This is a genomic window from Pseudomonas sp. B21_DOA (genome assembly GCA_030544685.1).
GTDB lineage: Bacteria > Pseudomonadota > Gammaproteobacteria > Pseudomonadales > Pseudomonadaceae > Aquipseudomonas > Aquipseudomonas fluorescens_AO.
In genome coordinates this window covers 5,881,923-5,907,387 of sequence record CP086683.1, presented here as the reverse complement: position 1 = coordinate 5,907,387, position 25,465 = coordinate 5,881,923, and the positions used below count along the sequence as shown (strand labels likewise).

The 25,465-nt window shown below is 60.7% G+C and carries 22 protein-coding genes and 5 pseudogenes; 11 read left to right on the top strand and 16 right to left on the bottom strand.

The annotated features are described in order from the left end of the window. Position 1: 1 nt before the first annotated feature. On the bottom strand, positions 2 to 1,726 hold the full coding sequence (locus LJU32_27405; protein ID WKV88957.1) for a tetratricopeptide repeat protein: 1,725 nt from the start codon (positions 1,724 to 1,726) through the stop codon (positions 2 to 4). A 182-nt stretch (positions 1,727 to 1,908) separates the two neighbouring features. Here LJU32_27405 and hemA point away from each other — a divergent pair, with 182 nt between their 5' ends. The 6 genes and pseudogenes from hemA to LJU32_27375 all read left to right on the top strand — a co-directional run bounded on the left by hemA (position 1,909) and on the right by LJU32_27375 (position 7,266). Continuing rightward, positions 1,909 to 3,195 carry a glutamyl-tRNA reductase gene (gene hemA, locus LJU32_27400; GenBank protein ID WKV88956.1) on the top strand — a complete coding sequence of 429 codons (1,287 nt, stop codon included), beginning with the start codon at positions 1,909 to 1,911 and terminating at the stop codon, positions 3,193 to 3,195. Next, a complete protein-coding gene (gene prfA / locus LJU32_27395; GenBank protein WKV88955.1) occupies positions 3,192 to 4,274 on the top strand; it encodes a peptide chain release factor 1 in 1,083 nt (360 codons plus the stop codon). The genes hemA and prfA overlap by 4 nt, the downstream gene beginning before the upstream one ends. After that, positions 4,275 to 5,105, top strand: coding sequence for a peptide chain release factor N(5)-glutamine methyltransferase (prmC, locus tag LJU32_27390; GenBank protein ID WKV88954.1), 831 nt, complete (start codon positions 4,275 to 4,277; stop codon positions 5,103 to 5,105). Further along, positions 5,099 to 5,854: a molybdopterin-synthase adenylyltransferase MoeB gene (locus LJU32_27385; protein WKV88953.1), complete on the top strand. Its 756-nt coding sequence runs from the start codon at positions 5,099 to 5,101 to the stop codon at positions 5,852 to 5,854. Before prmC ends, LJU32_27385 begins: the two co-directional genes overlap by 7 nt. Beyond that, positions 5,847 to 6,637, top strand: a pseudogene (gene murI / locus LJU32_27380) (glutamate racemase). Before LJU32_27385 ends, murI begins: the two are co-directional and overlap by 8 nt. 110 nt (positions 6,638 to 6,747) lie before the next feature. After that, complete coding sequence (locus LJU32_27375; protein ID WKV88952.1) at positions 6,748 to 7,266, top strand: acyloxyacyl hydrolase; 519 nt, start codon at positions 6,748 to 6,750, stop codon at positions 7,264 to 7,266. Between the two features lie 133 nt (positions 7,267 to 7,399). Here LJU32_27375 and LJU32_27370 read toward each other — a convergent pair whose 3' ends face one another. The 12 genes and pseudogenes from LJU32_27370 to LJU32_27315 form a co-directional block, all read right to left on the bottom strand. Next, positions 7,400 to 7,705, bottom strand: a complete 306-nt coding sequence (locus LJU32_27370) for a YkgJ family cysteine cluster protein (protein WKV88951.1) — start codon at positions 7,703 to 7,705, stop codon at positions 7,400 to 7,402. Positions 7,706 to 7,757: 52 nt separating this feature from the next. Beyond that, on the bottom strand, positions 7,758 to 8,249 hold the full coding sequence (locus tag LJU32_27365) for a DUF2878 domain-containing protein (protein ID WKV88950.1): 492 nt from the start codon (positions 8,247 to 8,249) through the stop codon (positions 7,758 to 7,760). Further along, positions 8,242 to 9,506: pseudogene (locus LJU32_27360) on the bottom strand (cyclopropane-fatty-acyl-phospholipid synthase family protein). Before LJU32_27360 ends, LJU32_27365 begins: the two are co-directional and overlap by 8 nt. After that, on the bottom strand, positions 9,493 to 10,308 hold the full coding sequence (locus LJU32_27355; protein ID WKV88949.1) for a DUF1365 domain-containing protein: 816 nt from the start codon (positions 10,306 to 10,308) through the stop codon (positions 9,493 to 9,495). The pseudogene LJU32_27360 and the gene LJU32_27355 overlap by 14 nt, the downstream one beginning before the upstream one ends. After that, positions 10,305 to 11,552, bottom strand: coding sequence for an FAD-dependent oxidoreductase (locus LJU32_27350; GenBank protein ID WKV88948.1), 1,248 nt, complete (start codon positions 11,550 to 11,552; stop codon positions 10,305 to 10,307). Before LJU32_27350 ends, LJU32_27355 begins: the two co-directional genes overlap by 4 nt. After that, positions 11,549 to 12,330, bottom strand: a pseudogene (locus LJU32_27345) (SDR family NAD(P)-dependent oxidoreductase). Before LJU32_27345 ends, LJU32_27350 begins: the two are co-directional and overlap by 4 nt. Continuing rightward, positions 12,327 to 12,749 (bottom strand): nuclear transport factor 2 family protein, encoded by a 423-nt coding sequence (locus tag LJU32_27340; GenBank protein ID WKV88947.1) that lies wholly within the window; start codon positions 12,747 to 12,749, stop codon positions 12,327 to 12,329. The pseudogene LJU32_27345 and the gene LJU32_27340 overlap by 4 nt, the downstream one beginning before the upstream one ends. Then, a complete protein-coding gene (gene phrB, locus LJU32_27335) occupies positions 12,742 to 14,187 on the bottom strand; it encodes a deoxyribodipyrimidine photo-lyase (protein ID WKV88946.1) in 1,446 nt (481 codons plus the stop codon). Before phrB ends, LJU32_27340 begins: the two co-directional genes overlap by 8 nt. A 16-nt stretch (positions 14,188 to 14,203) precedes the next feature. Further along, positions 14,204 to 15,145: a MerR family transcriptional regulator gene (locus LJU32_27330; protein WKV88945.1), complete on the bottom strand. Its 942-nt coding sequence runs from the start codon at positions 15,143 to 15,145 to the stop codon at positions 14,204 to 14,206. After that, positions 15,145 to 16,107, bottom strand: coding sequence for a DUF523 and DUF1722 domain-containing protein (locus tag LJU32_27325; GenBank protein ID WKV88944.1), 963 nt, complete (start codon positions 16,105 to 16,107; stop codon positions 15,145 to 15,147). Before LJU32_27325 ends, LJU32_27330 begins: the two co-directional genes overlap by 1 nt. A gap of 198 nt (positions 16,108 to 16,305) precedes the next feature. Continuing rightward, a complete protein-coding gene (locus LJU32_27320; protein ID WKV88943.1) occupies positions 16,306 to 16,521 on the bottom strand; it encodes a TIGR02450 family Trp-rich protein in 216 nt (71 codons plus the stop codon). Continuing rightward, entirely contained in the window at positions 16,518 to 17,504 is a 987-nt protein-coding gene (locus tag LJU32_27315) for an NAD(P)/FAD-dependent oxidoreductase (GenBank protein ID WKV88942.1), read from the bottom strand. The genes LJU32_27320 and LJU32_27315 overlap by 4 nt, the downstream gene beginning before the upstream one ends. Before the next feature lie 197 nt (positions 17,505 to 17,701). On the opposite strand from LJU32_27315, the pseudogene LJU32_27310 reads away from it, so the two are divergent. Together LJU32_27310 and hemH are read left to right on the top strand one after the other, a co-directional pair. After that, a pseudogene (locus LJU32_27310) lies at positions 17,702 to 18,603 on the top strand (TIGR01777 family oxidoreductase). Between the two features lie 13 nt (positions 18,604 to 18,616). After that, positions 18,617 to 19,641, top strand: a pseudogene (hemH, locus tag LJU32_27305) (ferrochelatase). A 131-nt stretch (positions 19,642 to 19,772) separates the two neighbouring features. On the opposite strand, the gene LJU32_27300 reads toward hemH, so the two are convergent. Both LJU32_27300 and upp read right to left on the bottom strand, forming a co-directional pair. Beyond that, on the bottom strand, positions 19,773 to 21,047 hold the full coding sequence (locus LJU32_27300; protein WKV88941.1) for a uracil-xanthine permease family protein: 1,275 nt from the start codon (positions 21,045 to 21,047) through the stop codon (positions 19,773 to 19,775). A gap of 2 nt (positions 21,048 to 21,049) precedes the next feature. After that, the gene (gene upp, locus LJU32_27295; protein ID WKV88940.1) at positions 21,050 to 21,688 is read right to left on the bottom strand and encodes a uracil phosphoribosyltransferase; all 639 of its coding nucleotides are present in this window, start codon (positions 21,686 to 21,688) and stop codon (positions 21,050 to 21,052) included. Between the two features lie 165 nt (positions 21,689 to 21,853). On the opposite strand from upp, the gene LJU32_27290 reads away from it, so the two are divergent. The 3 genes from LJU32_27290 to LJU32_27280 all read left to right on the top strand — a co-directional run bounded on the left by LJU32_27290 (position 21,854) and on the right by LJU32_27280 (position 23,422). Further along, positions 21,854 to 22,411: a hypoxanthine-guanine phosphoribosyltransferase gene (locus LJU32_27290; protein ID WKV88939.1), complete on the top strand. Its 558-nt coding sequence runs from the start codon at positions 21,854 to 21,856 to the stop codon at positions 22,409 to 22,411. A 180-nt stretch (positions 22,412 to 22,591) separates the two neighbouring features. Next, the gene (locus LJU32_27285; protein WKV88938.1) at positions 22,592 to 23,071 is read left to right on the top strand and encodes a hypothetical protein; all 480 of its coding nucleotides are present in this window, start codon (positions 22,592 to 22,594) and stop codon (positions 23,069 to 23,071) included. A 63-nt stretch (positions 23,072 to 23,134) separates the two neighbouring features. Next, positions 23,135 to 23,422, top strand: a complete 288-nt coding sequence (locus LJU32_27280) for a PA4642 family protein (protein ID WKV88937.1) — start codon at positions 23,135 to 23,137, stop codon at positions 23,420 to 23,422. Between the two features lie 59 nt (positions 23,423 to 23,481). On the opposite strand, the gene mqo is transcribed toward LJU32_27280, so the two are convergent. Further along, on the bottom strand, positions 23,482 to 24,990 hold the full coding sequence (gene mqo / locus LJU32_27275; protein WKV88936.1) for a malate dehydrogenase (quinone): 1,509 nt from the start codon (positions 24,988 to 24,990) through the stop codon (positions 23,482 to 23,484). Between the last annotated feature and the right edge of the window lie 475 nt (positions 24,991 to 25,465).

Below are 25,465 nucleotides of genomic sequence, written 5' to 3'. Positions count from 1 at the left end.
GTTAAAGAGTCTCGGATCCGGTCAGGCGCTTGATGGTGCTGCGCAGAATGGTGCTGTCGGGTTGGTCCTTGAGGAACTTGCCCCACACTTGTTTGGCTTCGCGTTGATTGCCCTTGGCCCAGAGGACTTCGCCAAGGTGCGCGGCGACTTCGTGATCAGGAAAACGCTCGAGCGCCTGGCGCAAGTATTTCTCCGCATCATCCAGATTGCCCAAGCGGTAGTTCACCCAGCCAAGGCTGTCGAGAACTGCCGGGTCTTCCGGGTTGATCTGGTGCGCCTGCTCGATCAACGTTTTCGCTTCAGCGTAACGGGTAGTGCGATCGGACAGGGTGTAGCCCAGCGCATTCAGCGCCATGGCATTGTCCGGATCGCGCTTGATGATCAGGCGCAGGTCTTTTTCCATCTGCGCCAGGTCATTGCGTTTTTCCGCGAGCATGGCCCGGGTGTAAAGCAGGTTGAGATCGTCCGGATATTTCTGCAGCGCTTGTTGCAGGATTTTCCAGGCTTTGTCGTCCTGTTTATTGGCCGACAGGCTTTCCGATTCGATCAGGTAAAGCTGGATTGCGTAGTCCGGCTGCTCGTCACGCTCGGCCGCCAGTTTGCTCTGCGCTTCGGCGGTCTTGCCGTTGCTCATCAGGATATCGGCCTGACGCAGCTGTGCCGGCAGATAGTCATTGCCCGGGCCGACCTGGGCGTATTCGATGAGCGCGCCTTGCGGGTCGTTGCGCTCTTCGGCAATCCGACCGAGGTTCAGGTGCGCCGAATCGACGTGGCTTTCGCGAGCGATCAAGTCTTCCAGATAGCCCTTGGCCTCATCCCACGCCTTGGCTTCCAGGCACACCAGCGCCAGCGAGTAACGCAGTTCATCGTCTTCCGGGTATTGCTGAACAAGGGTGGAGAACTCGGCCTTGGCGTCGTCCATGCGGTCCTGTTCGACCAGCATGCGCGCGTAGGTCAGGCGCAGGCGTTTGTCTTCCGGGTACTTCCTGATGTTTTTCTGCAACAGCGGCAGCGCGTCGTCGCCACGGTTGAGTAACTGAAGCAGGCGCGCGCGCAGCAGGATCGGAGCGATCTCGCCATCTTCCGGCGGATTGTCTTCAAGCAGAGTCAGCGCACCTTGATTGTCGCCGTCCTGCTGCAACAGCAGAGCCTTGCCGAAAATCAGCTGGTTGTTGTTCGGGTGACGCTGCAGCAAACGGTCGAAGCTTTTCATCAGGCCGTTGCGGGTTTCCTGATCGGTGTCGGCGGCCGACAGCGCGAGGAAGTCGAAATGGGTGTCGCCCTTGCCCTGCAGGACTTTCTCCATGTAGACCATGGAATCGTCGTAACGCCCGGCGCGGGCCAGTTGCACGGCGGCGGCGCGTTGCGCTTCGAGATCGTCCGGAGCATTGCGCGCCCAGATCAGCGCGGTGTCGAGGGCCGGTTGATCGGCGCCCAGATACTCGGCGATGCGAAAAGCACGCTCTGAGACGCCCGGATCCTGGGTGTTGATCGCCTGGGTCACGTAATTGTCCAGAGCAATGTCGAAACGATTGCGCTGGCCGGCGAGTTCGGCGCTCAGCAGGCTGAACACGGTTTCCTCGCTGAACGAGCTGTAAACCTTGGGCTTTTCAGGCGCGGGCGTGGTGTCTTCGGCCGGCGAGGTGCCGTTCGGCGCAACGGGCGCCATGGTCTGGCAGCCGCTGAGGAAGACAAAAGCGAGGAGCAACGCGGAAGATCTATTCATATAGGAAGAGGACGACTAACCTGCGGTCGGATCATCATGACACAAGCCTTCGGCCAAACATAACCGAGACTCAATTGTGGCCATTATAGGGGCTGACGATTGGGACAATAGTCAGCGGTAGTTGTTCTGAATCTTTCGAAGTAGGACAATTGCCGGCTTCACGTCACCACCAGCGACCTTGAATGGCCTTCCTTGCACTCGGTATTAACCACAAGACTGCTTCAGTAGACGTCCGCGAGCGCGTGGCCTTTACCCCTGAGCAGCTGGTGGAGGCCTTGCAGCAGCTCTGCCGACTGACCGACAGCCGCGAAGCCGCGATCCTCTCCACCTGCAATCGCAGTGAGCTTTATATAGAACAGGATCAGCTCTCGGCCGATGTCGTGCTGCGCTGGCTGGCCGATTATCACCATCTGAGCCTCGACGAACTGCGCGCCAGTGCCTATGTGCATGAAGACGATGCGGCTGTTCGTCACATGATGCGCGTCGCCTCCGGGCTCGATTCGCTGGTGTTGGGCGAACCGCAGATTCTCGGCCAGATGAAGTCGGCCTACGCCGTGGCCCGCGAGGCCGGCACCATCGGCCCGCTGCTGGGGCGGCTGTTTCAGGCAACGTTCAATGCCGCCAAACAGGTGCGTACCGATACTGCAATCGGCGAGAACCCGGTGTCGGTGGCGTTTGCTGCGGTGAGCCTGGCGAAACAGATTTTCAGCGATCTGCAACGCAGCCAGGCGCTGCTGATCGGTGCCGGTGAGACGATTACGCTGGTCGCGCGCCATTTGCATGAGCTGGGAGTCAAGCGCATCGTCGTCGCCAACCGCACGCTGGAGCGCGCCAGTCAGTTGGCCGAGCAATTCGGCGCTCACGCGGTGCTGCTCTCGGATATTCCGGCGGAGCTGGTGCGCAGCGATATCGTCATCAGTTCGACCGCCAGCCAGTTGCCGATTCTTGGCAAGGGCGCGGTGGAAAGTGCGCTGAAGCTGCGCAAGCACAAGCCGATCTTCATGGTCGACATTGCGGTACCGCGCGATATCGAGCCGGAAGTCGGCGAACTCGACGACGTTTACCTGTACAGCGTCGATGATCTCCACGAAGTGGTCGCCGAGAACCTCAAGAGCCGTCAGGGCGCTGCACAAGCGGCGGAGGAAATGGTCTCGGTCGGCGCCGACGATTTCATGGTGCGCCTGCGCGAACTGGCGGCGGTCGATGTGCTCAAGGCCTATCGTCAACAGAGTGAACGCCTGCGTGACGAAGAATTGCAAAAGGCCCTGCGTCTGCTGGCCAACGGCGGCAACGCCGAAGAGGTGCTCGGGCAATTGGCCCGTGGCCTCACCAACAAACTCTTGCATGCGCCCAGCGTGCAGTTGAAAAAGCTGTCTGCCGAAGGCCGCCTCGATGCGCTGGCCATGGCCCAGGAACTCTTTGCCCTTGAGGGCTCACCGGATAGTTTTTCGGATAAAAAACCGCAATGAAAGCGTCACTGCTCAACAAGCTGGACATTCTCCAGGACCGTTTCGAGGAACTGACCGCGCTGCTCGGCGACGGCGAAGTCATTGCCGATCAGGCCAAATTCCGCGCCTATTCCAAGGAGTACGCCGAACTCGAGCCGGTAGTGGCCGCGTATAAAAAGCTGCTCGGCGTACAAAGCGATCTCGAAGGCGCGCAGGCGCTGCTCAAGGACAACGACCCGGACATGCGCGAAATGGCCGTGGAAGAAGTCCGCGAAGCCAAGGAGTTGCTGGTCACGCTGGAATCCGACCTGCAGCGCATGCTGCTGCCGAAAGATCCGAATGACGGGCGCAACGTCTTCCTCGAAATTCGCGCCGGCACCGGTGGCGACGAGGCGGCGATTTTCTCTGGCGACCTGTTCCGCATGTACTCGCGTTATGCCGAGCGGCGTGGCTGGCGTGTCGAAATCCTCTCGGAAAACGAAGGCGAACACGGTGGCTATAAAGAAGTCATCGCGCGCATCGAAGGCGACAACGTTTACGGCAAACTGAAATTCGAGTCCGGCGCGCACCGTGTACAGCGTGTACCCGCCACCGAATCCCAGGGCCGGATCCACACGTCGGCGTGCACCGTAGCGGTATTGCCCGAGCCGGACGAGCGCGAAGCCATCGAGATCAACCCGGCGGATCTGCGTGTCGACACCTACCGTTCCTCTGGCGCTGGCGGTCAGCACGTCAACACCACCGACTCGGCGATCCGCATTACCCACATCCCGACCGGCACCGTCGTCGAGTGTCAGGAAGAACGCTCCCAGCACAAGAACCGTGCCCGGGCGATGGCGTGGCTGTCGGCGAAACTCAACGATCAGCAGAACGCAGCGGCAGCCAACGCGATTGCCAGTGAGCGCAAGTTGCTGGTCGGCTCCGGCGATCGTTCCGAGCGTATCCGCACCTACAACTACGCTCAGGGCCGGGTCACCGACCATCGCGTCAACCTGACCCTGTATTCCCTGGATGAAATTCTCGCCGGTGGCGTCGAAGCCGTGATCGAGCCGTTGCTGGCCGAATATCAGGCTGACCAACTCGCAGCGATAGGTGAATAAATGACCATCATCGCCAGCCTGTTGCGCGCTGCTGAGTTGCCGGACTCGCCGACTGCACGTCTGGACGCTGAATTGCTCCTGGCCGCCGCACTGGGCAAGTCGCGCAGCTTCCTGCACACCTGGCCCGAGCGCATCGTGCCGAGCGAGGCTGCGCTGACCTTTGCCGAATATCTGCAACGGCGGCGTAGCGGCGAGCCGGTGGCCTACATTCTCGGCCAGCAGGGCTTCTGGAAACTCGATCTGGAAGTCGCGCCGCACACGCTGATCCCGCGTCCCGATACAGAACTTTTGGTAGAGGCAGCCCTTGAGCTGCTGCCGGCAACCCCGGCCAAGGTCCTCGATCTGGGCACCGGCAGTGGTGCGATTGCTTTGGCTTTGGCCAGCGAACGCCCGGCGTGGAAAGTCACCGCCGTCGATCGTGTGCTTGAAGCCGTGGCCCTGGCCGAACGCAACCGCCAGCGTCTGCACCTGAACAACGCTACGGTGCTGAGCAGCCATTGGTTCAGCGCACTTGCAGGCCAGCGCTTTCAACTGATCATCAGCAACCCGCCGTACATTGCCGCCACCGATCCGCATCTGGTCGAGGGAGATGTACGCTTCGAACCGGCCAGTGCGCTGATCGCCGGTGAAGATGGCCTCGATGATCTGCGTCTGATTGTTGCGCAGGCGCCGGATCATCTTGAAGCCGGCGGCTGGCTGATGCTCGAACACGGCTATGATCAGGCCGAAGCCGTGCGTGACCTGCTGCTCACTCGTGGCTTTGAAGAAGTCCACAGCCGCACCGATCTGGGCGGCCATCAACGCATCAGTCTGGGGCGCCTGCCGTGCTGAATGATCAGGAATTGCTGCGCTACAGCCGGCAGATTCTGCTGCAACACGTCGACATCGACGGGCAACTGAAGCTCAAGGCCAGCCGCGTGCTGATCGTCGGCCTTGGCGGTCTCGGCGCGCCGGTGGCGTTGTATCTGGCGGCAGCGGGCGTCGGCGAGTTGCATCTGGCGGATTTCGACACGGTCGATCTGACCAACCTGCAACGGCAGATCATTCACGACACCGACAGTGTCGGCATGTCCAAGGTCGACTCGGCGCTCAAGCGCCTGGGTGCGATCAATCCCGAAATTCAATTGATCGCCCATCGCCAGGCGCTGGACGAGGATTCTCTCGCCGCAGCGGTGGCGGCGGTGGATCTGGTGCTCGATTGCTCGGACAATTTCTCTACGCGTGAGGCGGTTAACGCCGCCTGTGTTGCCGAGCGCAAGCCATTGGTCAGCGGCGCGGCCATTCGTCTGGAAGGGCAGCTGTCGGTGTTCGACTCACGGCGTGCCGAGAGCCCTTGCTATCACTGCCTGTACGGACACGGCAGCGAAGCCGAGCTCACGTGCAGCGAAGCGGGTGTGGTCGGGCCGCTGGTCGGTCTGGTCGGCAGCTTGCAGGCGCTGGAGGCGTTGAAGGTGCTGGTCGGTTTTGGCGAGCCGCTGGTGGGGCGGCTGTTGCTGATCGACGCCTTGGGCTCGCGCTTCCGTGAACTGCGGGTCAAGCGCGATCCGGGCTGCAGCGTCTGTGGCGCCCGCCATGCGTGAAGCGCCAATCGGCGTGTTCGACTCCGGGGTCGGCGGCTTGTCGGTCCTCGGCGAGATCCAGCGTTTGCTGCCCAACGAATCGCTGCTTTACGTCGCCGATTGCGGACACATTCCCTACGGCGAAAAGACCCCGGAATTCATCCGCCAGCGTTGCAGTGTGATGGCCGGTTTTTCCGCGAGCAGGGCGCCAAGGCTCTGGTGCTGGCGTGTAATACCGCGACCGTGGCCGGTGTTGCCGACTTGCGTCGCGATTTTCCCGACTGGCCGATTGTCGGCATGGAACCGGCGGTCAAGCCGGCCGCAGCGGCGACCCGTAGCGGCGTGGTTGGCGTGCTGGCAACGACAGGTACGTTGCAGAGCGCCAAGTTTGCCGCTTTGCTCGATCGCTTCGCGGCTGACGTAAAAGTCATCACTCAGCCCTGCCCGGGGCTGGTCGAGCTGATTGAAAGTGGCGACCTGCACAGTCCCGAGTTGCGCACGTTATTGCAGGGTTACGTCACGCCTTTACTGGCTCATGGCTGCGATACGATCATCCTCGGATGCACCCATTATCCTTTTCTCAAGCCGTTGCTAAGGTCGATGATCGCCGACGATATCAGCCTGATCGATACCGGAGCTGCCGTGGCCCGGCAGCTGCAACGGCTGCTGGCCGAGCGTGATCTGCTGTCACAGGGGCCGAGCGTGCCAGTGAAATTCTGGACCAGTGCTGATGCGCAATCCTTCAGAAAAATCCTACCTCTGCTGGGCCAAACTGCGTCGAATGTGCAAAACTTCGACTTGTAAAAAAATGTGAAATAACTCGAAATACGCTGAACTTCTGACCACGCGCAGATTTCTATAGCGACAGCAGCAACTAAAAACCAAACGATCGTTCCGGAAAAGGAAGTTTCAAAGTGAAGCGACTATTCTGCTTGGCCGCGATTGCGGCCGCACTGATGGGGCAAAGCATTTCTGCACAAGCCGCTGGCGTTGAATTCGCCGTCGGCGGTACCAGCGATTCGACAATGACGTATCGCCTGGGCATGAATTTCGACTGGGACAAGAGCTGGCTGCAGAGCGACGTCGGTCGCCTGACCGGCTACTGGAGCGGTGCCTACACGTACTGGGAAGGTGACAAGACTTCCAGCAACAACAGCCTGTCGTTCTCGCCTGTATTCGTTTACGAGTTTGCCGGTCAGTCGGTCAAACCCTACGTTGAAGCGGGTATCGGCGCGGCGTTCTTCTCCAACACCGAATACGAAAGCAACAAACTGGGCGGCTCCTTCCAGTTCGAAGACCGCATCGGTTTCGGCCTGCGCTTCAATGGCGGCCACGAAGTCGGCATCCGCGCCACGCACTACTCCAACGCCGGCCTGTCCAGCGACAACGATGGTGTAGAAAGCTACGCGCTGCATTACACAATGCCGCTGTAATCCGCCGCTACGCGGAACCAACGTGGAGCGAGCCTGCTCGCGAAAGCTGAGTGTCAGTCAATTCAAATGGTGGCTGACACACCGCTTCGCGAGCAGGCTCGCTCCCACAGTTGTTTCTGCGTTGTCAAAGAAATCAGCGGTAGGCTGTGGCAATACCCCGGCGTTCTTCGATGCACTCCGGCGCGCCCATTTCGAACTCGCGGCAGATCAGCGGGCGGCGTTCGTAGATCGTGCACATCATGCTGTCGCGATCCAGCGCGGCGCACCAGCCGTCGTCCAGACGCAGCATTACTTCACCGCCCCATTCATCGGTATCGATAAAGCGATCAGGCACGCCGGTGTCGGTGATCAGCATCACTTCGAGCTGGCAGCAGCATGCCGCGCAGGTCGAGCAGGTGACGGCCGGTTCTTCGACTTGTGTGAGGGGGATGGTTTTCATGGCGGCAGTGTAAGGCAGTGATCGCTGTGGGTGTGAAAGCGCTGACGGACGCTCACGGCACCAGACGCCGCCCCATCAAATGCAACAGTGGGAACAACCCTGCCCAGAGCAGCCCGATGACGATCAGCGTCGACACTTCGCCGTAGGGAAATTGCACGCCGGCCAGTCGTCCGCCGCCGTAGTAAGACAACGCACCGCCCACCGCACCAAGTGCGCTGGCCAGCCACCATGGCCGTGCGCTCCAGGCCAGACAATGACGCAATGTGGTGGCGAGCAGCGCCCAGAGCAGCATCAGCCACAACGGAATCAACGGAGACGCATCCGCAAAGCGGAACACGCCGAGCTGACGCAAAACGCTGTCCACCGCCGTGCCGACAATCACCACGCACAAGATCAAACGGCCTTCCTCCGCCCAACTGCTGATCCAGCGCAGATGAATCACCAGCGTCGCCAGTGCAAGTAACAGCCACAAACTGTTGCCGCCGAGCACGCAGGCGAGCCAGCCGAGCTGAAACAAGAGGGCATTGGCGACACGCTCACGCATCGAAGCGCCCGAGCAGCGGCGCGGTCATTGCCGCCGGTTTCGCCAGCAACAGTTGTGCGGTGCCGATGGTGCGCTCCAAAAACCGCCCTCGCAGTAGCACAGGTAGAACTCCCACAAACGCAGGAAATAATCGTCGTAGCCCAGTTCGCTCAGGCGGCCATGGGCGAGGCGAAAGTTCTCGTGCCACAGGCGCAATGTCTTGGCGTAATGCAGACCGAAATCTTCCATGTGCAGCAGGTTCATGTCGGTTTCGCGGCTGACCACATCGAGCATCTTGTGCACCGAGGGCAGGGCGCCGCCGGGGAAGATGTAGCGCTGGATAAAGTCGACGCTGCGCTTGGCCTGTTCATAACGTTGCTCGCGAATGGTGATCGCCTGGAGCAGCATCAGGCCGTTGCTTTTGAGCAACTGCGCGCATTGCTTGAAGTAGGTCGGCAGGAACCGATGGCCGACCGCTTCGATCATCTCGATCGACACCAGTTTGTCGTACTCGCCGCTGAGGTCGCGGTAATCCTTGAGCAGCAGGGTGATGCGGTCCTGCAAGCCCAATTGTTCGATGCGTTTGGCAGTGAACGCGAACTGCTCTTTCGACAGCGTCGTGGTGGTCACGCGGCAACCGTAATGCTGCGCCGCGTACAACGCCATGCTGCCCCAACCGGTGCCGATTTCCAGCAGGTGATCGCTGGGCTTGAGCGCGAGTTTCTGGCAGATGCGTTCGAGTTTGTTCAGTTGCGCCTGTTCCAGGGTGTCGCTCGGCGAAAGGAACTGGGCGGCGGAATACATCATGGTCGGGTCGAGAAACTGTTCGAACAGTTCATTGCCGAGGTCGTAGTGCGCCGAAATATTTTTCTGCGAGCCTTTACGCGTGTTGCGATTGAGCCAGTGCAAGCCTTGCACGAACGGCCGGCCCAGACGCGCCAGGCCACCTTCCATGGCATCGAGTACATCGAGATTGCTGACGAACACGCGCACCACAGCCGTCAGGTCCGGCGAGCTCCAATAGCCGTGGATGAATGCTTCGCCGGCGCCGATCGAGCCGTTGCTGGCGACCATGCCCCACAGGGCTGGATCAAGCACGTGAACCTCACCGAGCAAGGCACTGCCCGGGGTGCCGAAAAGCATTTGTTCGCCATCCTCAACGACCATCAGTTGTCCGTGTTTGAGCTGCGCCAATTGGCGCAACACGCCGCGCCGCAGCAGCGTGCCGGTCAAACCGTTGGTGCTGAAGCGACTGAGCGGCAGGCTAGAGGATTTCATGGTGCGGCTCCTTCGGAGGCACGGTGGCGGTTTTAAAGCTGCCGTCGGCAGCCTGATGAGCGAAGATCGGCGCGCGCTTGAACAGCAGTCGCAGCGCTTGCCAATAAATCGCCAGAGCGGTTTTTGCGGTCATCCACGGGAAGCGCCGCAGGTAGCGATGCAGGCTGCGACGATCGAGCGGTTCGCGGCGCAGATTCAGCGTGGCGTCGAACAGTTTCTCGTTGCCCTGCCAATCGGCCATGTGCACGCCAAGGCTTTGCGCAGCGGGGCTGAAGCTCATGCGGTATTCGAGGTCGCGGGGCAGAAACGGCGAGACGTGAAACGCCTTGGCCACAGCGAAATGCTGATGGAAATCCACCAGGCTGGTCGGCACCTGCGCCGGCAGCACATAGTGATAACGCTCGCGCCACGGCGTGTTGGTCACTTCACAAACGATCGCCGCCAGTTGACCGTCGGCTTCATGGCAATAGAAGAAACTCACGGGATTGAACGACAGCCCCCAACTGCGCGGCTGCGTCAGCAGGCACACCGCGCCTTGTGGCTCATGACCGATGGCTGCACCGACCTGCTGGCGCACCGCGTCGATCAGGCGCATGCCCTTGCCGGTGAAGGCTTTCAGGTAATCGGTTTCGCGAAACGAGAACGGCGCGAAACGACTGCGCCCCGCCAGCGGCGACAAGGCCAGCACGGCGTCCTGTTCGCTCAGGTCGAGGTAGAGCAAACCGATGCGGTAGCGGAATTCGTGGCAGCGCGGCGAAAAACGTCGGTGGCCGATGATGCCGCTGTACAGGGCGCTGTTCACAGGGTTTCACCGAACGCGGCGGCGACGCGCAAGCCGCTGACCACGCCATCTTCGTGAAAACCGTTGGCCCAGTAGGCGCCGCAATAATGCGTGTGCTGCTCGCCGTCGAGTTCGCCCCAACGGTTTTGCGCGGCCGCTGCGGCGAGGGTGTATTGCGGGTGGGCGTAGGTATAGCGGGCCAGCACTTTATCGGGGCTGATCCCTGCGGTCTGGTTGAGGCTGACACAGAACGTGGTGTCGCTCTCAATGCCCTGCAGAATGTTCATGTTGTAGGTGACCGCCGCGCGCGTATGGCCGGCGCCGCCGAGGCGATAGTTCCAGCTGGCCCAGGCGAGTTTGCGCGTCGGCAGCAGGCGCGTGTCGGTGTGCAGCACGACGTCGTTGTCGGCGTAGAGCAGGGCGCCGAGAATCGAGCGCTCGGCGTCGCTCGGGTTGGCCAGCAGGTTCAGCGCCTGATCGCTGTGACAGGCGAACACCACTTTGTCGAAATGTTCGAGGCCCGCCGGGCTGTGGATAACCACGCCGTGCTGATTGCGCTCGACGCGGCTGACCGGACAGTTAAGACGAATCCTGTCGCTGAATGAAGCGGTCAGCGGCGCGATATAGGCACTGGAACCGCCTTCGATGACCTGCCACTGCGGCCGATCACTGACCGACAACAGGCCATGATTCTTGAAAAAACGCAGGAAAAACTGCAGCGGGAAATTGAGCATTTCCGCCATCGGCATCGACCAGATCGCCGCGCCCATCGGCACGATGTAATGCAGGATGAAACGCTCGCCGTAGCCGCCAGCCTTGAGGTAATCATCCAAGGTGGTGTCGGCGGCGATGCGCAGTTCGATCAGATCGCGCTGGGCTTCTTTATTGAAACGCAGAATATCGCGCAGCATGCCCCAGAAACCCGGCGACAACAGATTGCTGCGCTGGGCGAACAGACTGTTGAGGTTGTTGCCGTTGTACTCCACGCCAGTGTCGGGGTCGGTTACCGAAAAGCTCATTTCGGTCGGCTTGAACGCCACGCCAAGCTGGTTGAGCAAGCGGATGAAATTCGGGTAGGTCCAGTCGTTGAAGACGATGAAGCCGGTATCGATGGCGAACGATTGCCCGGCCACGCTCACCGGTACGGTGTGGGTATGGCCGCCGACCCAGTCACTCGCTTCGAACACGGTGATGTCGTGGCGGCGGTTCAGCAGGTAGGCGCAGGTGAGCCCGGCGATACCGCTGCCAATTACGGCGATTTTCATATCGGGTCCCGCTGCGGAGGGTTCTTGCGCACCATGCGTTTGCCGATCGCCAGTTGCGCGCGAGCGGGCAGCTTGGACAGCGGCCACAGCGCGGCCATGAACAGCCCCGGGAAGGCAATTTCCAGCGGCCGGTCCTTGAGTTTGGCGAAGATGTGCCGCGCCGCTTTATCCGCAGGCCAGCTCAGTGGCATCGGGAAATCGTTCCTTTCGGTCAGCGGCGTTTCGACAAAACCCGGGCTGATAATGGTGACTTCAATGCCTTCATCCGCCAGATCGATGCGCAGCGATTCGAACAGGTAACGCAGCCCGGCCTTCGATGCGCCATAGGCTTCGGCGCGAGGCAGCGGCAGGTAAGTCACCGAACTGGCCATGCCGACCAGATGCGGCGCCGTGCCTTTGCGCAGCAACGGCAGGGCGGCTTCGATGCAGTAGCTGCTGGCGAGCAGATTGGTGCGCACCACGTGCTCGATGATCGACGAATCGAACTGCCGCGCATCGACATATTCACAGGTGCCGGCGTTGAGAATCACGCTGTCCAGCGCCCCCAGGCTTCGCTGATCTGCTCACCGATTTCACGCACGGTCTGACTGTTGGTCAGATCGCCGGGCACCACCAGCACCTGGCCAGGATAGCGCTGGGACAAGACCTTGAGCGGCGCGGTCGAGCGCGAGCTGACCGCCAGATGCGCGCCGCTTTTCAGAATGTCCTCGCACAATGCTGCACCGATGCCACTGCTGGCGCCGGTCAACCAATACCGCCGTGGAGGTGTACGACTCATCCCATTCTCCTTTTCAGCCAGGCAATCACCCGGCCCAATATTGGCAAGTGTTCATACAGCAGCGCCCCGGCATCAAAATAATCCCGATGACGATAAACCTTGTCGCGCCAGAGCAGGTGCGAACAGCCACCGACCCTGATTTCCCGGCCCTTGGCCAGACGCGGATGGCGATAACTCATGACCCAGCGCAAGTAACCTTCACCGTCGCTGATCTGGTCGAAACCATGAAAATCGAAACGCAGACCGCTGACGTTGGCGTACAGCTCACTGAAGTAATCCTGCAGTTGTGCCAGGCCCTGAACTTCGTGCAGCGGATCGGTGAAATGAATGTCGTCGCTGTACAGCTCGCCCAAGCGATGCAGGTTGTCTTTGTTCAACCCGGAAAACTCGCGGGCGAAACTGCGCAGGAATTCACTCATCGCCGCCGCCGACAGGCTGGCGCGATGGCAGGTTCTTGAATGCGCTCAATGCACGCTCGCGTGAGGCGCTCAGATTGACGATCGGCGCCGGATAATCGGCCACGCCGAACAGCCCACCGGTGGCCGCCGGATTGTGTACTTCCTTCTTGTTGAGCCCGGCCAGTTCCGGCAACCAGTGCTTGATGAACACGCCTTCGGCATCGAATTTTTCCGACTGGCTCAACGGGTTGAAGATACGGAAGTACGGCGCCGAGTCGGTGCCGGTCGATGAGCTCCATTGCCAGCCGCCGTTGTTGGCCGCCAGGTCGCCGTCGATAAGGTGGCGCATGAAAAAGCGTTCGCCCTCGCGCCAGTCGATCAACAGATTTTTGGTCAGGAACATCGCCACGACCATACGCAGACGATTGTGCATCCAGCCGGTTTCCAGCAGTTGACGCATTGCCGCGTCGATGATCGGCAGTCCGGTACGTGCCTCCTGCCAGGCCTTGAGTTCTTCCGGCGCATTGCGCCAGGCCAGCGCCTCGGTTTCCGGGCGGAAGGCGCGATGGCGCGAGACGCGTGGGTAGCCAACCAGAATGTGTTTGTAGAACTCGCGCCACAGCAGCTCGTTGATCCACGTCACCGCGCCGACCTTGCCGCTTTCGAATTCGCCCTGATTGCTTTGCAGCGCGGCGTGCAGGCACTGGCGTGGCGAGATCACCCCGGCGGCGAGGTAGGCCGACAACTGGCTGGTGCCGGGTTTGGCCGGGAAGTCGCGTTCGCTGCGGTAGTAGTCGATCTGCGCATTGGTGAAGGTGTCGAGCCGCCGTCGCGCCTCTTGCTCGCCGGCCGGCCATAAGGCGCGCAGGGATTCGCTCGGCGTGGCGAAGCCTTTGACCGCCTCCGGAATCGCATCGCTGGCAATATCCAGCGCGGCCTGTTTGCCCGGTGCTTTGACCAGCGCCGGCATCGAGCGATGCAGGCGTTCGTAGCAGACCTTGCGGAACTGACTGAACACCTGGAAGTAGGTGCCGGTCTTGGTCAGCACTGTGCCGGGTTTGAACAGCAACTGATCCAGATAGCTGTGGAACTCAATGCCCTCGGCTCGTAACGTTTCGGCCACGGCTTCATCGCGGCGGCTTTCGTGAACGCCGTATTCCTCGTTGACGTGCACCGCCTCGATCTTCAATTGCCGGCACAGCTTGAGCAGTTCTGCTGGCGCCTGATCCCAGTGCGGCGCGCTGCGAATCAACAGCGGAATGTTCAGCGCGCCGAGGCTCTGGCTCAGTTCGCGCAAATTGCGTAGCCAGAAATCCACTTTGCACGGCGCATCGTCGTGCTCCAGCCATTGCTGCGGACTCAACAGATACACTGCCACAGTCGGGCCGCGCGCTGCGGCGGCCGCGAGGGCGGTGTTGTCATGTTGGCGCAGGTCGCTGCGCAGCCAGATCAGTTGCATGTGATTAAACCCATCATCAAATCAATCCGCGCTCGAGCAGCGCCTGGTGTGCGGCAAGCGGATCTTCAGCCAGGAACAGATCGGCGGTCTGGGCGGTGCGTGCGGACAACTCGGTGTGGTGAATGTGCACCGTGGGGCCAGCAATCAAGGTCGGGCAATTGACGTTCGCCAACAGCTTGGGCAACTGCGCCAGTTGCATGGCTTTGCTCGAATACAGCAGCACGCCACGGGCTTGCAGATGCTCCACGGTCAGCGCCAGTTCACCGGCCGGCAGTGGCCAGTCGAACACTTGCACCGGGCAATCGGCACTGCTGATCAGCCATGCGCACAGCCACAGATGTGGCTCCAGCGGCAGGTCGGAATGATTGATCAACAGCAGCGGCGCCGAATGCAGCTGGCGGTTGTTATGGTAGATGCGTGCACCGAATTTGCTGCGCAACCAGGAAAAGAAAAACGTCCGCTCCATCTGTGCGCCGAACTGGCCCTGCCAGCGCTGTTCGAGCTCGGCCAGCAGCGGCATCAGCAATTGCTCGCACAAGGTTCGGGGCGGATAGAGGGCAATAGCCTGATTGACGCTGTCATCCAGGGTGCGTTCATTGAGCGCGGTGACTGCCGACAGCAAGGTCTGACGCAGACGCTGCCAATCGTTCTCCACGGTTTCCGTAAAGGCCTGCGGCGCGTCGAGCAGCGGCTTGACCTGGCTGACCGCAACGCCACGGTTGAGCCAGGTGAGGATGGCCATGATCCGCTGCACATGTTCGGCGCTATACAGTCGATGGCCCTTGGGCGTGCGCTGCGGCACCACCAACCCGTAACGGCGTTCCCACGCACGCAGGGTAATGGCGTTGACGCCGGTCTGCCGCGCGACTTCGCGGATCGGCAACCAGCCTTCGTCGAGGGCTTTCTTGAAGTCGGCGCCGAGGTCTTCCTGGGCGCTGCTGTCGGTTTTATCGTTCATTAGATCGCGTTTCGCAGACTGAGGTTTTCCGGATGCGGCTGCAGGTAAACCTGCTGCGCGATGTACGGATCCGGATGGAGTCGAAAGTGGTGTTTGAGCAGCGTCAACGGCACCACCAGCGGCACAATGCCTTGGCGGTACTGGCCGATGACCTGCTGCATTTCCTGTTTGTCTTCGGCACTCAGCGATTGTTTCAAATATCCGCTGAGGTGCAGCAGCACGTTGCAATGGGTGCCGCGGGTGGCGCATTTCTTCAGCGCGGCCATCAGTTCGCTGAAATAGCGCGGGCCGAGTTCGGCGGGATCGCTGTCGGCCATGTTGCCAAGCATCTTGCCGAGGTTTTTGTATTGCAGCGGGTTGTGCGCCATCAGCAGGTACTTGTAGCGCGAATGGAATTCGGTGAGGGCGCGGCGGCTCAGGCCCTCGGCGAGCACTTGCTGCCAGGCGCTGTAGGCCAATACACGGGTGATGAAATTTTCCCGCAACACCGGATCATTGAGGCGCCCAGCTTCTTCCACCGGCAAGTCTGGATGTTGTGCGCAGAATGCCTGTGCATAGATGCCGCGTCCGCCACCATTCACTGGCGCGCCGTTGGCGTGATAGACCTTGACCCGCTCCAACCCGCAGGAGGGCGACTGCTGCATGAAGATGTAGCCGGAAAGGTCCCGCAACTCGGCGGCCATTTTCTCGCCGTACTCGGCCAGCGGCCTGGTCACATTGATGGTCCGGTCGACGGTGCCGACTGCCTCGGGTTGCTCAGGATCGCCGATCAGGCGAATCGGCTCACGGGGAATGCCCATGCCGATCGCGACCTCCGGGCACAGCGGGACGAAGTCGAAATATTCGGCGAGGGTACGGCTGCACAGCCGCGATTCCTTGTGCCCACCGTTGTAGCGCACTTCTTCGCCCAACAGGCAGGCGCTGATGGCGATCTTCGGCTTGGACAGGGAAGCAGTAGACATGAGCACCTCGAATCTATACCTGTACAGAGAGTTATCGCTGTACAACTTTTCCTCAGCATAGAACGATGGATGTACAAGTCAAATGTTTTGTATAAGATTTTTTGTAGGAGTGCGCCTGCTCGCGATGGCGGTGGGTCAGCCAAAACATTTTCTACCTGACATACCGCATCGCGAGCAGGCTCACTCCTACAGGGGAATTTATTTCCAGCCCAATAGCCAGTGTTCATTGTCCTGAAGCGTTCGCCAATCCAGTCGCTCGCTGCGCTGGGTCAGCACCGCCTGCAATTCAACCTCCAGCACCGTACCTTCCTCGTCGCGGATCAGTTCGGTGACCAGAAAATGTTTTTCGCGGTTTTGCGGGTGGGCTGCTGTCCATTTCGACAGCAGCAATTTGCGTGGATTGATGCGATTCATTGCAGGTGTTCGTGCAAGCGACGTGCAGCTTCCTGACCGCTCAGCCAGGCCCCTTCGACGCGACCCGACAGGCACCAGTCGCCACAGGCGTACAAGCCCAGATCGACATCGGCCAGTGTGGTCCATTCATGGCCAGTGGCGGGCCGGGCGTAGAGCCAGCGGTGGGCGAGGCTGAAGGTTGGCGCAGGCATGGCGCTGTGCAGCAGTTCGGCGAACGCGCCGTGCAGATGCTCGATCACCGCTTCCTTGGACAAGTCGATATGCTGCCGGCTCCAGGCGCTGGTTGCATGCAGCACCCACGTGTCGAGAGTGCTGTCGCGCCCGGGTTTGCTGCGGTTGCGTGCCAGCCAGTCGAGCGGGCTGTCCTGTACGAAGCAGCCTTCGATTGGCGTGTCCAGCGGGGTTTCGAAGGCGAGAGCGACGGCCCAGGTCGGCTCCATTTTCACCCCGGCAGCGACGCCGGCCAGTTTCGGCGCGGCGGCCAGCAACGCGGTGGCTTGCGGTGCCGGCGTGGCGATCACCACATGGCTGAAGGGGCCGTGGGTGCCGCCGTCGGCATCCTGCAAATGCCAGTGTTCCTCACCGCGATAGACCTCGGTGATGCGGCAGGCAAACTGCACGTCCAGGCCATCGAGCAGACCACGGGTGATGGCGCTCATGCGCGGCGTGCCGACCCAGCGGGTCTGCTCGTCCGGCGACATGTTCAGTTGCCCGCCCTGGAAGGTGTACAGCTGCGGCGTCCACTCGGCGGCCCAGCCCTGACTCTGCCAGCGCTGCACCTCGGTGACGAAACGGCGGTCGCGCGCGGTGAAGTATTGAGCGCCCATGTCCAGCGAGCCGGCGTCGCTGCGCTTGCTCGACATGCGCCCGCCGCTGCCGCGGCTTTTATCGAACAGTTGAACGGTATGCCCGGTCTCTGTCAGAGCCTGGGCGGCGGAGAGCCCGGCGATGCCGGTGCCGATGATTGCGATAGGTACAGTCATAGGGGCCTCGTTTACCTTTCTGTACAGACTACGCCGTCGATGAAACCTGTACAATTCTGTTTTTTGGTATAACTTCTAGCGTTCTCGTTCTGACAGCTTGGCCTATTGTTAAACCATAGAGCCTGCCCGATAGAAAAGATCCCTGCCTATAAAAATAGACTAGTGATCCGGGTTAAACGCCACGCGAGGAAGATGTCATGCACATATTGCTGACCGGCGGTACTGGTTTGATCGGACGTCAGCTCTGCCGGCACTGGCTGGAGCAGGGCCATCGCCTGACGGTGTGGAGTCGCCGCGCGGAAAAAGTCGCGCAGATCTGCGGCGCGCAGGTGCGCGGGATAGCCCGTCTGGAGGACCTCGGCGACGAGCCGCTGGATGCGATCGTCAATCTCGCCGGTGCGCCGATTGCCGACCGTCCCTGGACCCATCGACGCAAGGCGTTGCTGTGGAGCAGTCGCATCACCCTGACGGAAACGCTGCTGGTGTGGCTGGAAACTCGCGTGCAGAAACCGTCGCTGCTGATTTCCGGCTCGGCGATCGGTTGGTATGGCGACGGTGGCGAGCGCGAATTGACCGAAGAGTCGCCGCCCGGCATCGACGATTTCGCCAGTCAGTTGTGCATCGCCTGGGAAGAAACCGCTTTGCGTGCCGAGAACCTCGGCATTCGCGTGGTGCTGGTGCGAACCGGTCTGGTGCTGTCGGCCGAGGGCGGCTTTTGTCGCGCCTGCTGCTGCCGTTCAAACTCGGGCTGGGCGGGCCTTTGGGCAATGGTCGGCAGTGGATGCCGTGGATTCACATCGACGATCAAATCGCCCTGATTGATTTTCTTCTGCACCGGAATCAGGCCTGCGGTCCTTATAATGCCTGCGCGCCGAAACCTGTGCGCAACCGCGAATTTGCCAAGACCCTGGGCAGTGTATTGCACCGCCCGGCGTTCATGCCGATGCCGACCCTGGCGCTGAAAGTCATGCTCGGCGAGCTGTCACTGTTATTGCTCGGCGGCCAGCGCGCGACGCCGGCACGCTTGCTGGAAGCGGGCTTCAGCTTCCGCTTTACGGATTTACGCGCGGCCCTGGATGACCTCTCCAGCCGCCTCTGAAATAGGACGTTGCATGACCGATCACGCTTTGCTTCTGGTCAATCTGGGCTCTCCGGCCTCCACCTCGGTGGCCGATGTGCGCAGCTACCTCAATCAATTTCTGATGGATCCCTACGTGATCGACCTGCCATGGCCGCTGCGGCGGTTGCTGGTGTCGCTGATCCTGATCAAGCGTCCCGAACAATCGGCACATGCCTATGCCTCGATCTGGTGGGAAGAGGGCTCGCCGCTGGTGGTAATCAGCCGCCGCTTGCAGGAGCAGATGACCCGCACTTGGAAACACGGCCCGGTGGATCTGGCGATGCGTTATGGCGAGCCGTCGATCGAAACCTGTCTGCTGCGTCTGGTCAAAGCGGGACATAAGAAGATCACGCTGGCGCCGCTGTACCCGCAGTTCGCCGACAGCACCACGACCACGGTGATCGAAGAAGCCCGACGCGTGCTACGCGAGAAGAAACTCGACGTGCAGTTGTCGATCCTGCAACCGTTCTATGATCAGCCGGAATACATCGAAGCACTGGCCGCCAGTGCGCGTCCGCATCTGCAGCAGGATTACGATCATCTGCTGCTGAGCTTTCACGGCTTGCCTGAGCGGCATCTGAGCAAACTCGACCCGACGGGCAATCACTGCCTCAAGGGCGCCGATTGCTGCCAGACCGCCTCGCCGGCGGTATTGGCGACTTGTTATCGCGCGCAGTGTTTCCGTACCGCCGCCGCCTTCGCTAAAACCATGGGGCTGGCGGACGGCAAATGGTCGGTGTCGTTTCAGTCGCGCCTGGGCCGGGCGAAATGGATCGAGCCGTATACCGAAGCGCGGCTGGATGAACTGGCCAAAAGCGGGGTGAAAAAGATTCTGGTGATGTGCCCGGCGTTCGTCGCCGATTGCATCGAGACGCTGGAAGAGATCGGCGATCGCGGCAAGGAACAGTTCCGCGAAGCGGGGGCGAGGAGTTGCTGCTGGTGCCGTGCCTGAACGACGACCCGCAATGGGCCAAGGCGTTGGCCACGCTCTGCGAACGAGCGCCGCTGGCCCTCTGAGCAAGCTCGCTCACACAGTGATCGTTCCCACGCTCTGCGTGGGAATGCAGCCCGTGACGCTCCGCGCCACTGGACGCGGAGCGTCCCTTGAGGCATTCCCACGCGGAGCGTGGGAACGATCATTGCGGGGGTTAAATCAGCGGCTCATCCGCCTTCTTCTGCTTCCAGCCGTCATTGCCCGGCAGGATCAGGTTCAGCGCAATCGCCACCACCGCGCACAGCGCGATGCCTTTGAGGCCGAAGTCATCAGGGCCGGTGCCGGTGCCGACCAGCACGCCGCCGATGCCGAACACCAGCGTCACCGAGACGATGACCAAATTGCGCGCCTCGCCTAGGTCGATCTTGTGACGGATCAGAGTGTTCATACCCACCGCTGCAATCGAACCGAACAACAGGCACAGAATCCCGCCCATCACCGGCACCGGAATGCTCTGCAGCAGCGCGCCGAACTTGCCGATGAACGCCAGAGTGATGGCGAAGATCGCCGCCCAGGTCATGATTTTCGGGTTGTAGTTCTTGGTCAGCATCACCGCGCCGGTCACTTCAGCGTAAGTGGTGTTGGGCGGGCCGCCGAACAGGCCGGCGGCGGTGGTGGCGATGCCGTCACCGAGCAGGGTGCGATGCAGGCCCGGCTTTTTCAGGTAATCGCGACCGGTCACGCTACCCACGGCAATCACGCCGCCGATGTGCTCGATCGCCGGGGCCAGTGCCACCGGAACGATGAACAGAATCGCCTGCCAGTTGAACTCCGGCGCGGTGAAATGCGGCAGGGCGAACCAAGGCGCCGCAGCAATCTTCGCCGTGTCGACCACGCCGAAATAGAACGACATGGCAAAACCCACCAGCACGCCGGAAATAATCGGCACCAGACGGAAGATGCCCTTGCCGAATACCGCCACGATCAACGTGGTCAGCAGCGCCGGCATGGAAATCATCATCGCCGTCTGATAGTGGATCAGCTCGGTGCCGTCACCGGCCTTGCCCATCGCCATGTTCGCGGCAATCGGCGCCATGGCCAGGCCGATGGAGATGATCACCGGACCGATCACTACGGGCGGCAGCAAACGGTCAATGAAGCCGGTGCCTTTGATCTTCACGGCAAGGCCAAGGAAGGTGTAGACGAAACCGGCCGCCATCACCCCGCCCATGGTCGCGGCAAGGCCGAACTGGCCCTTGGCGAGAATGATCGGCGTGATGAAGGCGAAGCTCGACGCCAGAAACACCGGCACCTGACGCCCAGTGACGATCTGAAACAGGATTGTCCCCAGACCTGCGGTAAACAGTGCCACGTTCGGGTCCAGGCCCGTGATCAGTGGCATCAGCACCAGGGCGCCGAAAGCCACGAACAGCATCTGCGCGCCGGACAGCACCGTGCGCCAGAGCGGATCGTTGAACTCTTGCTGCATGGTTACGCGTCCTTCTGCTTGGTGCCGAAGATCTTGTCACCGGCGTCGCCAAGCCCAGGAATGATGTAGCCGTGCTCGTTCAAGCGCTCATCGATGGACGCGGTATAGATGGTCACGTCCGGGTGCGCCTGTTCGACGGCAGCAATGCCTTCCGGCGCGGCGACCAGGACCATCGCGCGGATGTCGCGGCACCCGGCCTTTTTCAGCAGGTCGATGGTGGCAACCATGGAGCTGCCGGTGGCGAGCATCGGGTCGATGATCATCGCCAGGCGCTCATCGATTTCCGGTACCAGTTTTTCCAGATAGGTGTGCGCTTGCAGGGTTTCTTCGTTGCGGGCAACGCCCACAGCGGAGACCTTGGCGCCCGGGATCAGGCTGAGCACGCCTTCGAGCATGCCGATACCGGCACGCAGGATCGGCACGACGGTGATCTTCTTGCCGGCGATCTTCTCCACTGACACGGTGCCGCACCAACCGGCAATGTCGTAGGATTCGAGCGGCAGATCTTTTGTAGCTTCATAGGTCAACAGGGCGCCGACTTCCTGAGCGAGCTCGCGGAAATTCTTGGTGCTGATGTCAGCGCGGCGCATCAGGCCGAGTTTATGACGGATCAGCGGATGGCGGATCTCGAGGATGGGCATGGGAAAGGCTCCGGCGGCGGGCAAAAAAACCGGCCTAGATTAATCTATCCGAGGGTGATGTCCTATAGGACATTCTGTACGTTAGTCCATAAGAGCTTGATTCGACCTCGCGGGATGCGTACCTTTGCCCGCTTTTCCAATTCCGCCAACCCCTTGGAGAGCGCCATGTCCGCTGATCTCGAGCATATCCGTCAAATCATGCGAGAGGCTGACTGCCTGTACACCGAGTCTGAAGTCGAAGCGGCCATCGCCCGCGTCGGTGCACAAATCAACGAACAACTGGCTGACAGCAATCCGGTGGTGTTCTGCGTGATGAACGGCGGCCTGATCTTCTCCGGCAAATTGCTGACGCATCTGCAATTCCCGCTGGAAGCGTCCTACCTGCACGCGACCCGTTATCGCAACGAAACCAGCGGCGGCGACCTGTTCTGGAAAGCCAAGCCGGAAGTCTCGTTCATCGACCGCGACGTGCTGATCATCGACGACATCCTCGATGAAGGTCACACCCTGGGCGCGATCATCGACTTCTGCAAACACGCCGGCGCGCGCAAGGTGCATACCGCCGTGCTGATCGACAAGGACCACGACCGCAAGGCACGTCCTGATCTGAAAGCCGATTTCGTCGGCCTGCCGTGCATTGACCGTTACATCTTCGGCTATGGCATGGATTACAAAGGCTACTGGCGCAATGCCAACGGGATTTACGCCGTTAAAGGCATGTAATCCGCGCCTCAATCTAAATGTGGGAGCGAGCTTGCTCGCGAAAGCGGTGTATCGGTCGACATCTGTTTTGAATGTCAGTCCGCCTTCGCGAGCAAGCTCGCTCCCACAGTGTTTTTGTGTGTGCTGATCCATCCGCGTTACCCATGCTAGAGTGCTCGGCCCCGCCTCCCGGAGCCTGTCATGCGCCTCTTGATCCGCAGCCTCGCCGCCCTGTTGCTGTCCCTCAGCCTGCCCCTGTCCGCCGCGCCGATGCACAGCCAATTCCTGCCGCCGGACGATCTGACCCTGCGTGATGCTGAACCCGAGCAACAGCAACTGCTGCAGGTCGGTGAGTATTCGGTGGTGGTCGGTGCGCAGCGCCAGTCCAATCAACAGCCGATTCCGGTCACTTCATCCTTGTTGATCCGCCTCAAAGGCAAGTCGCTGAACAAAGGTGCGAGCATTTCTCAGGTGCTGGTGAGTTTCGACGGTGAGAGCAAAAGCCTGAAAAAACCGGCCTACGACGACAAGAGCAAAACCCTGACGCTGTTCTATCCGCTCGCTCAATACCGCGTGGTGATGGATCTGCTGCGCAATGACACGGTGTATGTGCAGTTCCTCAGTTATGCCAACGGCCATATCTGGGCCGATTTGCACACCGGGGCGATTCGTCCGCGTTGAGCCGGGCGGTCGGGCAGGGGTAAACTGCCCGCCCCGTGTCATGTCTGCGAGCTGGAGTCGGCAATGCGTAAAGATAAGAAACAAGTGATTGGTGACGAGATCGGCGATGAGCAGATCAAGCTGTTCCTCGATTTTGAGCCGGTCGACGCCACTTCGCCGTCGCTGCACAAACTGATCAAGGCTTATCGAGGTTTGCGTATCGATGACTTTGAGCGCTTTCTGGGTTTCTTCGTCGAAGCCGGTTATGACGTCGATGGCAAGGATGAGCAGGGCAGGACTTTTGTTGAACTGATCAAGGATCAGCGTAACGCCGCTGAGTACATCGAATTGATCGAGAAGGCTCGCGGCTAGGATCAAAAGATCGCAGGCAAAAAAACGCCCCGAACGGGGCGTTTTTTCATGCGGCGCGATCAAGCAAAGCTTGGCGTCTCGCTGCTTTCTTCAACCAGTTCCAGGGCGATGTTGTTCTGCGTGTTGATCTTGCGATACAGCGCAGCATCGGTTTCCAGAACCTTCTCGCGGGCCGGGAAGATTTCCGCCAGTTTGCTTGCCCACTCGCCCGACGCCTTGGCCGGGAAGCACTTCTCGATCAGCTCGAGCATGATCGAAACGGTCACCGACGCGCCTGGCGAAGCGCCTAGCAGAGCAGCAAGGGAGCCGTCTTTCGCCGCGACCAGTTCGGTACCGAACTGCAGGATGCCGCCCTTTTTCGGGTCCTTCTTGATGATCTGCACCCGTTGGCCGGCCACTTCCAGGCGCCAGTCTTCGGCTTTCGCCTGCGGGTAGAAACGGCGCAGGGATTCCAGGCGCTGTTCCATCGACTGCATCACTTCGCTGACCAGGTACTTGGTCAGGTCCATGTTGTTTTTCGCCACCGCCAGCATCGGCCCGATGTTGCCGGCGCGCACCGACATCGGCAGGTCCATGAAGGAGCCGTGCTTGAGAAACTTGGTGGTGAAACCGGCGTACGGCCCGAACAGCAGGGATTTCTTGCCGTCGACGACGCGAGTGTCGAGGTGTGGCACCGACATCGGTGGCGAACCCACAGCGGCCTGGCTGTAGACCTTGGCCTGATGCTGCTTGACCACTTCCGGGTTGTCGCAACGCAGCCACTGGCCGCTGATCGGGAAGCCGCCGAAGCCTTTGCTTTCTTCGATGCCCGAAGCCTGCAGCAACGGCAGTGCCGCGCCACCGGCACCGAGGAAGACGAATTTGGCGTCGACTTCGCGCGTGTTGCCGTTGTTGACGTCCTTGATGCTGACGGTCCAGCCGGCGCCGTTACGCTTGAGGCCGGTCACGCGTTTGCAGTATTTGACCTGGGTGTCCGGGGCACTGCTCAGGTGCTTGAGCAACTGATTGGTCAGGGCGCCGAAGTTGACGTCGGTGCCGTTCATCACGCGGGTGGCGGCGAGGACTTCGTCGGGCGAGCGGCCCGGCATCATCAGCGGCATCCACTCGGCCATCTTGCCCTTGTCTTCGGTGTACTCCATGTCGGCAAATGCGTGGTGCTTGCTCAGGACATTGAAGCGTTCCTTGAGGAACGACACGCCGCTCTCGCCCTGAACGAAACTCAGGTGCGGCACCGGGCTGATGAAGGATTTGCTCGAGCCGAACGTGCCCTTTTTGGTCAGATACGACCAGAACTGTTTCGACACCTCGAACTGGGTGTTGATGTGCACGGCTTTCTTGATGTCGACGCTGCCGTCGGCGGCCTGCGGCGTGTAGTTCAGCTCGCACAGGCCGGCGTGACCGGTACCGGCGTTGTTCCACGGATTGGAACTCTCGGCAGCACCGGAATCCATCAGCTCGACGACTTCCAGCTTGATCGCGGGGTCGAGCTCTTTGAGCAGTACGGCCAGGGTGGCACTCATGATGCCGGCCCCTACCAGAACTACGTCGACTGCTTCGTTATGCGCCATTTAACGCGTCTCCCAAATCTGCAGCACCAAATTGTCGGCATGGCTGCCAGGCGTTCCAGGGCAGGTCAGTGGGCCCGGGCTATCCGTGGTCAGGTTGGCCATGTCCGGATCTTCGCAATTTTTCGCAACTTCGACGGATGCGTGCGGCCTGGTTTCAAGCGTTCCATGAACGCATTTTCACGCAGGGCTGGCAATTCGACTTATGGTCGAGTCATCCGTTTTCGTGCAACCAAATCCGTAGCGGACAGGCTTCAGGCTCCGATGTTCGAGGTGTACCCGGTCCTGTGTCGTTGGGCTGTTTCAGACGCTAATGGTGCATGTTCAGACGCAAAACTATTCATTTGCTCGCCACACTCTTGTGAAGTTGTGAAAACCCGTTTTTTTCACGCTCTTTTGAAGACGTGAACCTCAAAAAGGGCTGCCTTGGCCTGGCACCTGCCCGCAAGGGCGAAACAACGCGGTGGCCGAGCGATTG

Excerpts from the sequence above, each read along its gene's own strand:
- LJU32_27405 (WKV88957.1), bottom strand. The coding sequence starts at position 1,726 with ATGAATAGATCTTCCGCGTTGCTCCTCGCTTTTGTCTTCCTCAGCGGC.
- hemA (WKV88956.1), top strand. The coding sequence starts at position 1,909 with ATGGCCTTCCTTGCACTCGGTATTAACCACAAGACTGCTTCAGTAGAC.
- prfA (WKV88955.1), top strand. The coding sequence starts at position 3,192 with ATGAAAGCGTCACTGCTCAACAAGCTGGACATTCTCCAGGACCGTTTC.
- prmC (WKV88954.1), top strand. The coding sequence starts at position 4,275 with ATGACCATCATCGCCAGCCTGTTGCGCGCTGCTGAGTTGCCGGACTCG.
- LJU32_27370 (WKV88951.1), bottom strand. The coding sequence starts at position 7,705 with ATGAAAACCATCCCCCTCACACAAGTCGAAGAACCGGCCGTCACCTGC.
- LJU32_27365 (WKV88950.1), bottom strand. The coding sequence starts at position 8,249 with ATGCGTGAGCGTGTCGCCAATGCCCTCTTGTTTCAGCTCGGCTGGCTC.
- LJU32_27350 (WKV88948.1), bottom strand. The coding sequence starts at position 11,552 with ATGAAAATCGCCGTAATTGGCAGCGGTATCGCCGGGCTCACCTGCGCC.
- LJU32_27340 (WKV88947.1), bottom strand. The coding sequence starts at position 12,749 with ATGAGTGAATTCCTGCGCAGTTTCGCCCGCGAGTTTTCCGGGTTGAAC.
- phrB (WKV88946.1), bottom strand. The coding sequence starts at position 14,187 with ATGCAACTGATCTGGCTGCGCAGCGACCTGCGCCAACATGACAACACC.
- LJU32_27330 (WKV88945.1), bottom strand. The coding sequence starts at position 15,145 with ATGAACGATAAAACCGACAGCAGCGCCCAGGAAGACCTCGGCGCCGAC.
- LJU32_27325 (WKV88944.1), bottom strand. The coding sequence starts at position 16,107 with ATGTCTACTGCTTCCCTGTCCAAGCCGAAGATCGCCATCAGCGCCTGC.
- LJU32_27320 (WKV88943.1), bottom strand. The coding sequence starts at position 16,521 with ATGAATCGCATCAATCCACGCAAATTGCTGCTGTCGAAATGGACAGCA.
- LJU32_27315 (WKV88942.1), bottom strand. The coding sequence starts at position 17,504 with ATGACTGTACCTATCGCAATCATCGGCACCGGCATCGCCGGGCTCTCC.
- LJU32_27300 (WKV88941.1), bottom strand. The coding sequence starts at position 21,047 with ATGCAGCAAGAGTTCAACGATCCGCTCTGGCGCACGGTGCTGTCCGGC.
- upp (WKV88940.1), bottom strand. The coding sequence starts at position 21,688 with ATGCCCATCCTCGAGATCCGCCATCCGCTGATCCGTCATAAACTCGGC.
- LJU32_27290 (WKV88939.1), top strand. The coding sequence starts at position 21,854 with ATGTCCGCTGATCTCGAGCATATCCGTCAAATCATGCGAGAGGCTGAC.
- LJU32_27285 (WKV88938.1), top strand. The coding sequence starts at position 22,592 with ATGCGCCTCTTGATCCGCAGCCTCGCCGCCCTGTTGCTGTCCCTCAGC.
- LJU32_27280 (WKV88937.1), top strand. The coding sequence starts at position 23,135 with ATGCGTAAAGATAAGAAACAAGTGATTGGTGACGAGATCGGCGATGAG.
- mqo (WKV88936.1), bottom strand. The coding sequence starts at position 24,990 with ATGGCGCATAACGAAGCAGTCGACGTAGTTCTGGTAGGGGCCGGCATC.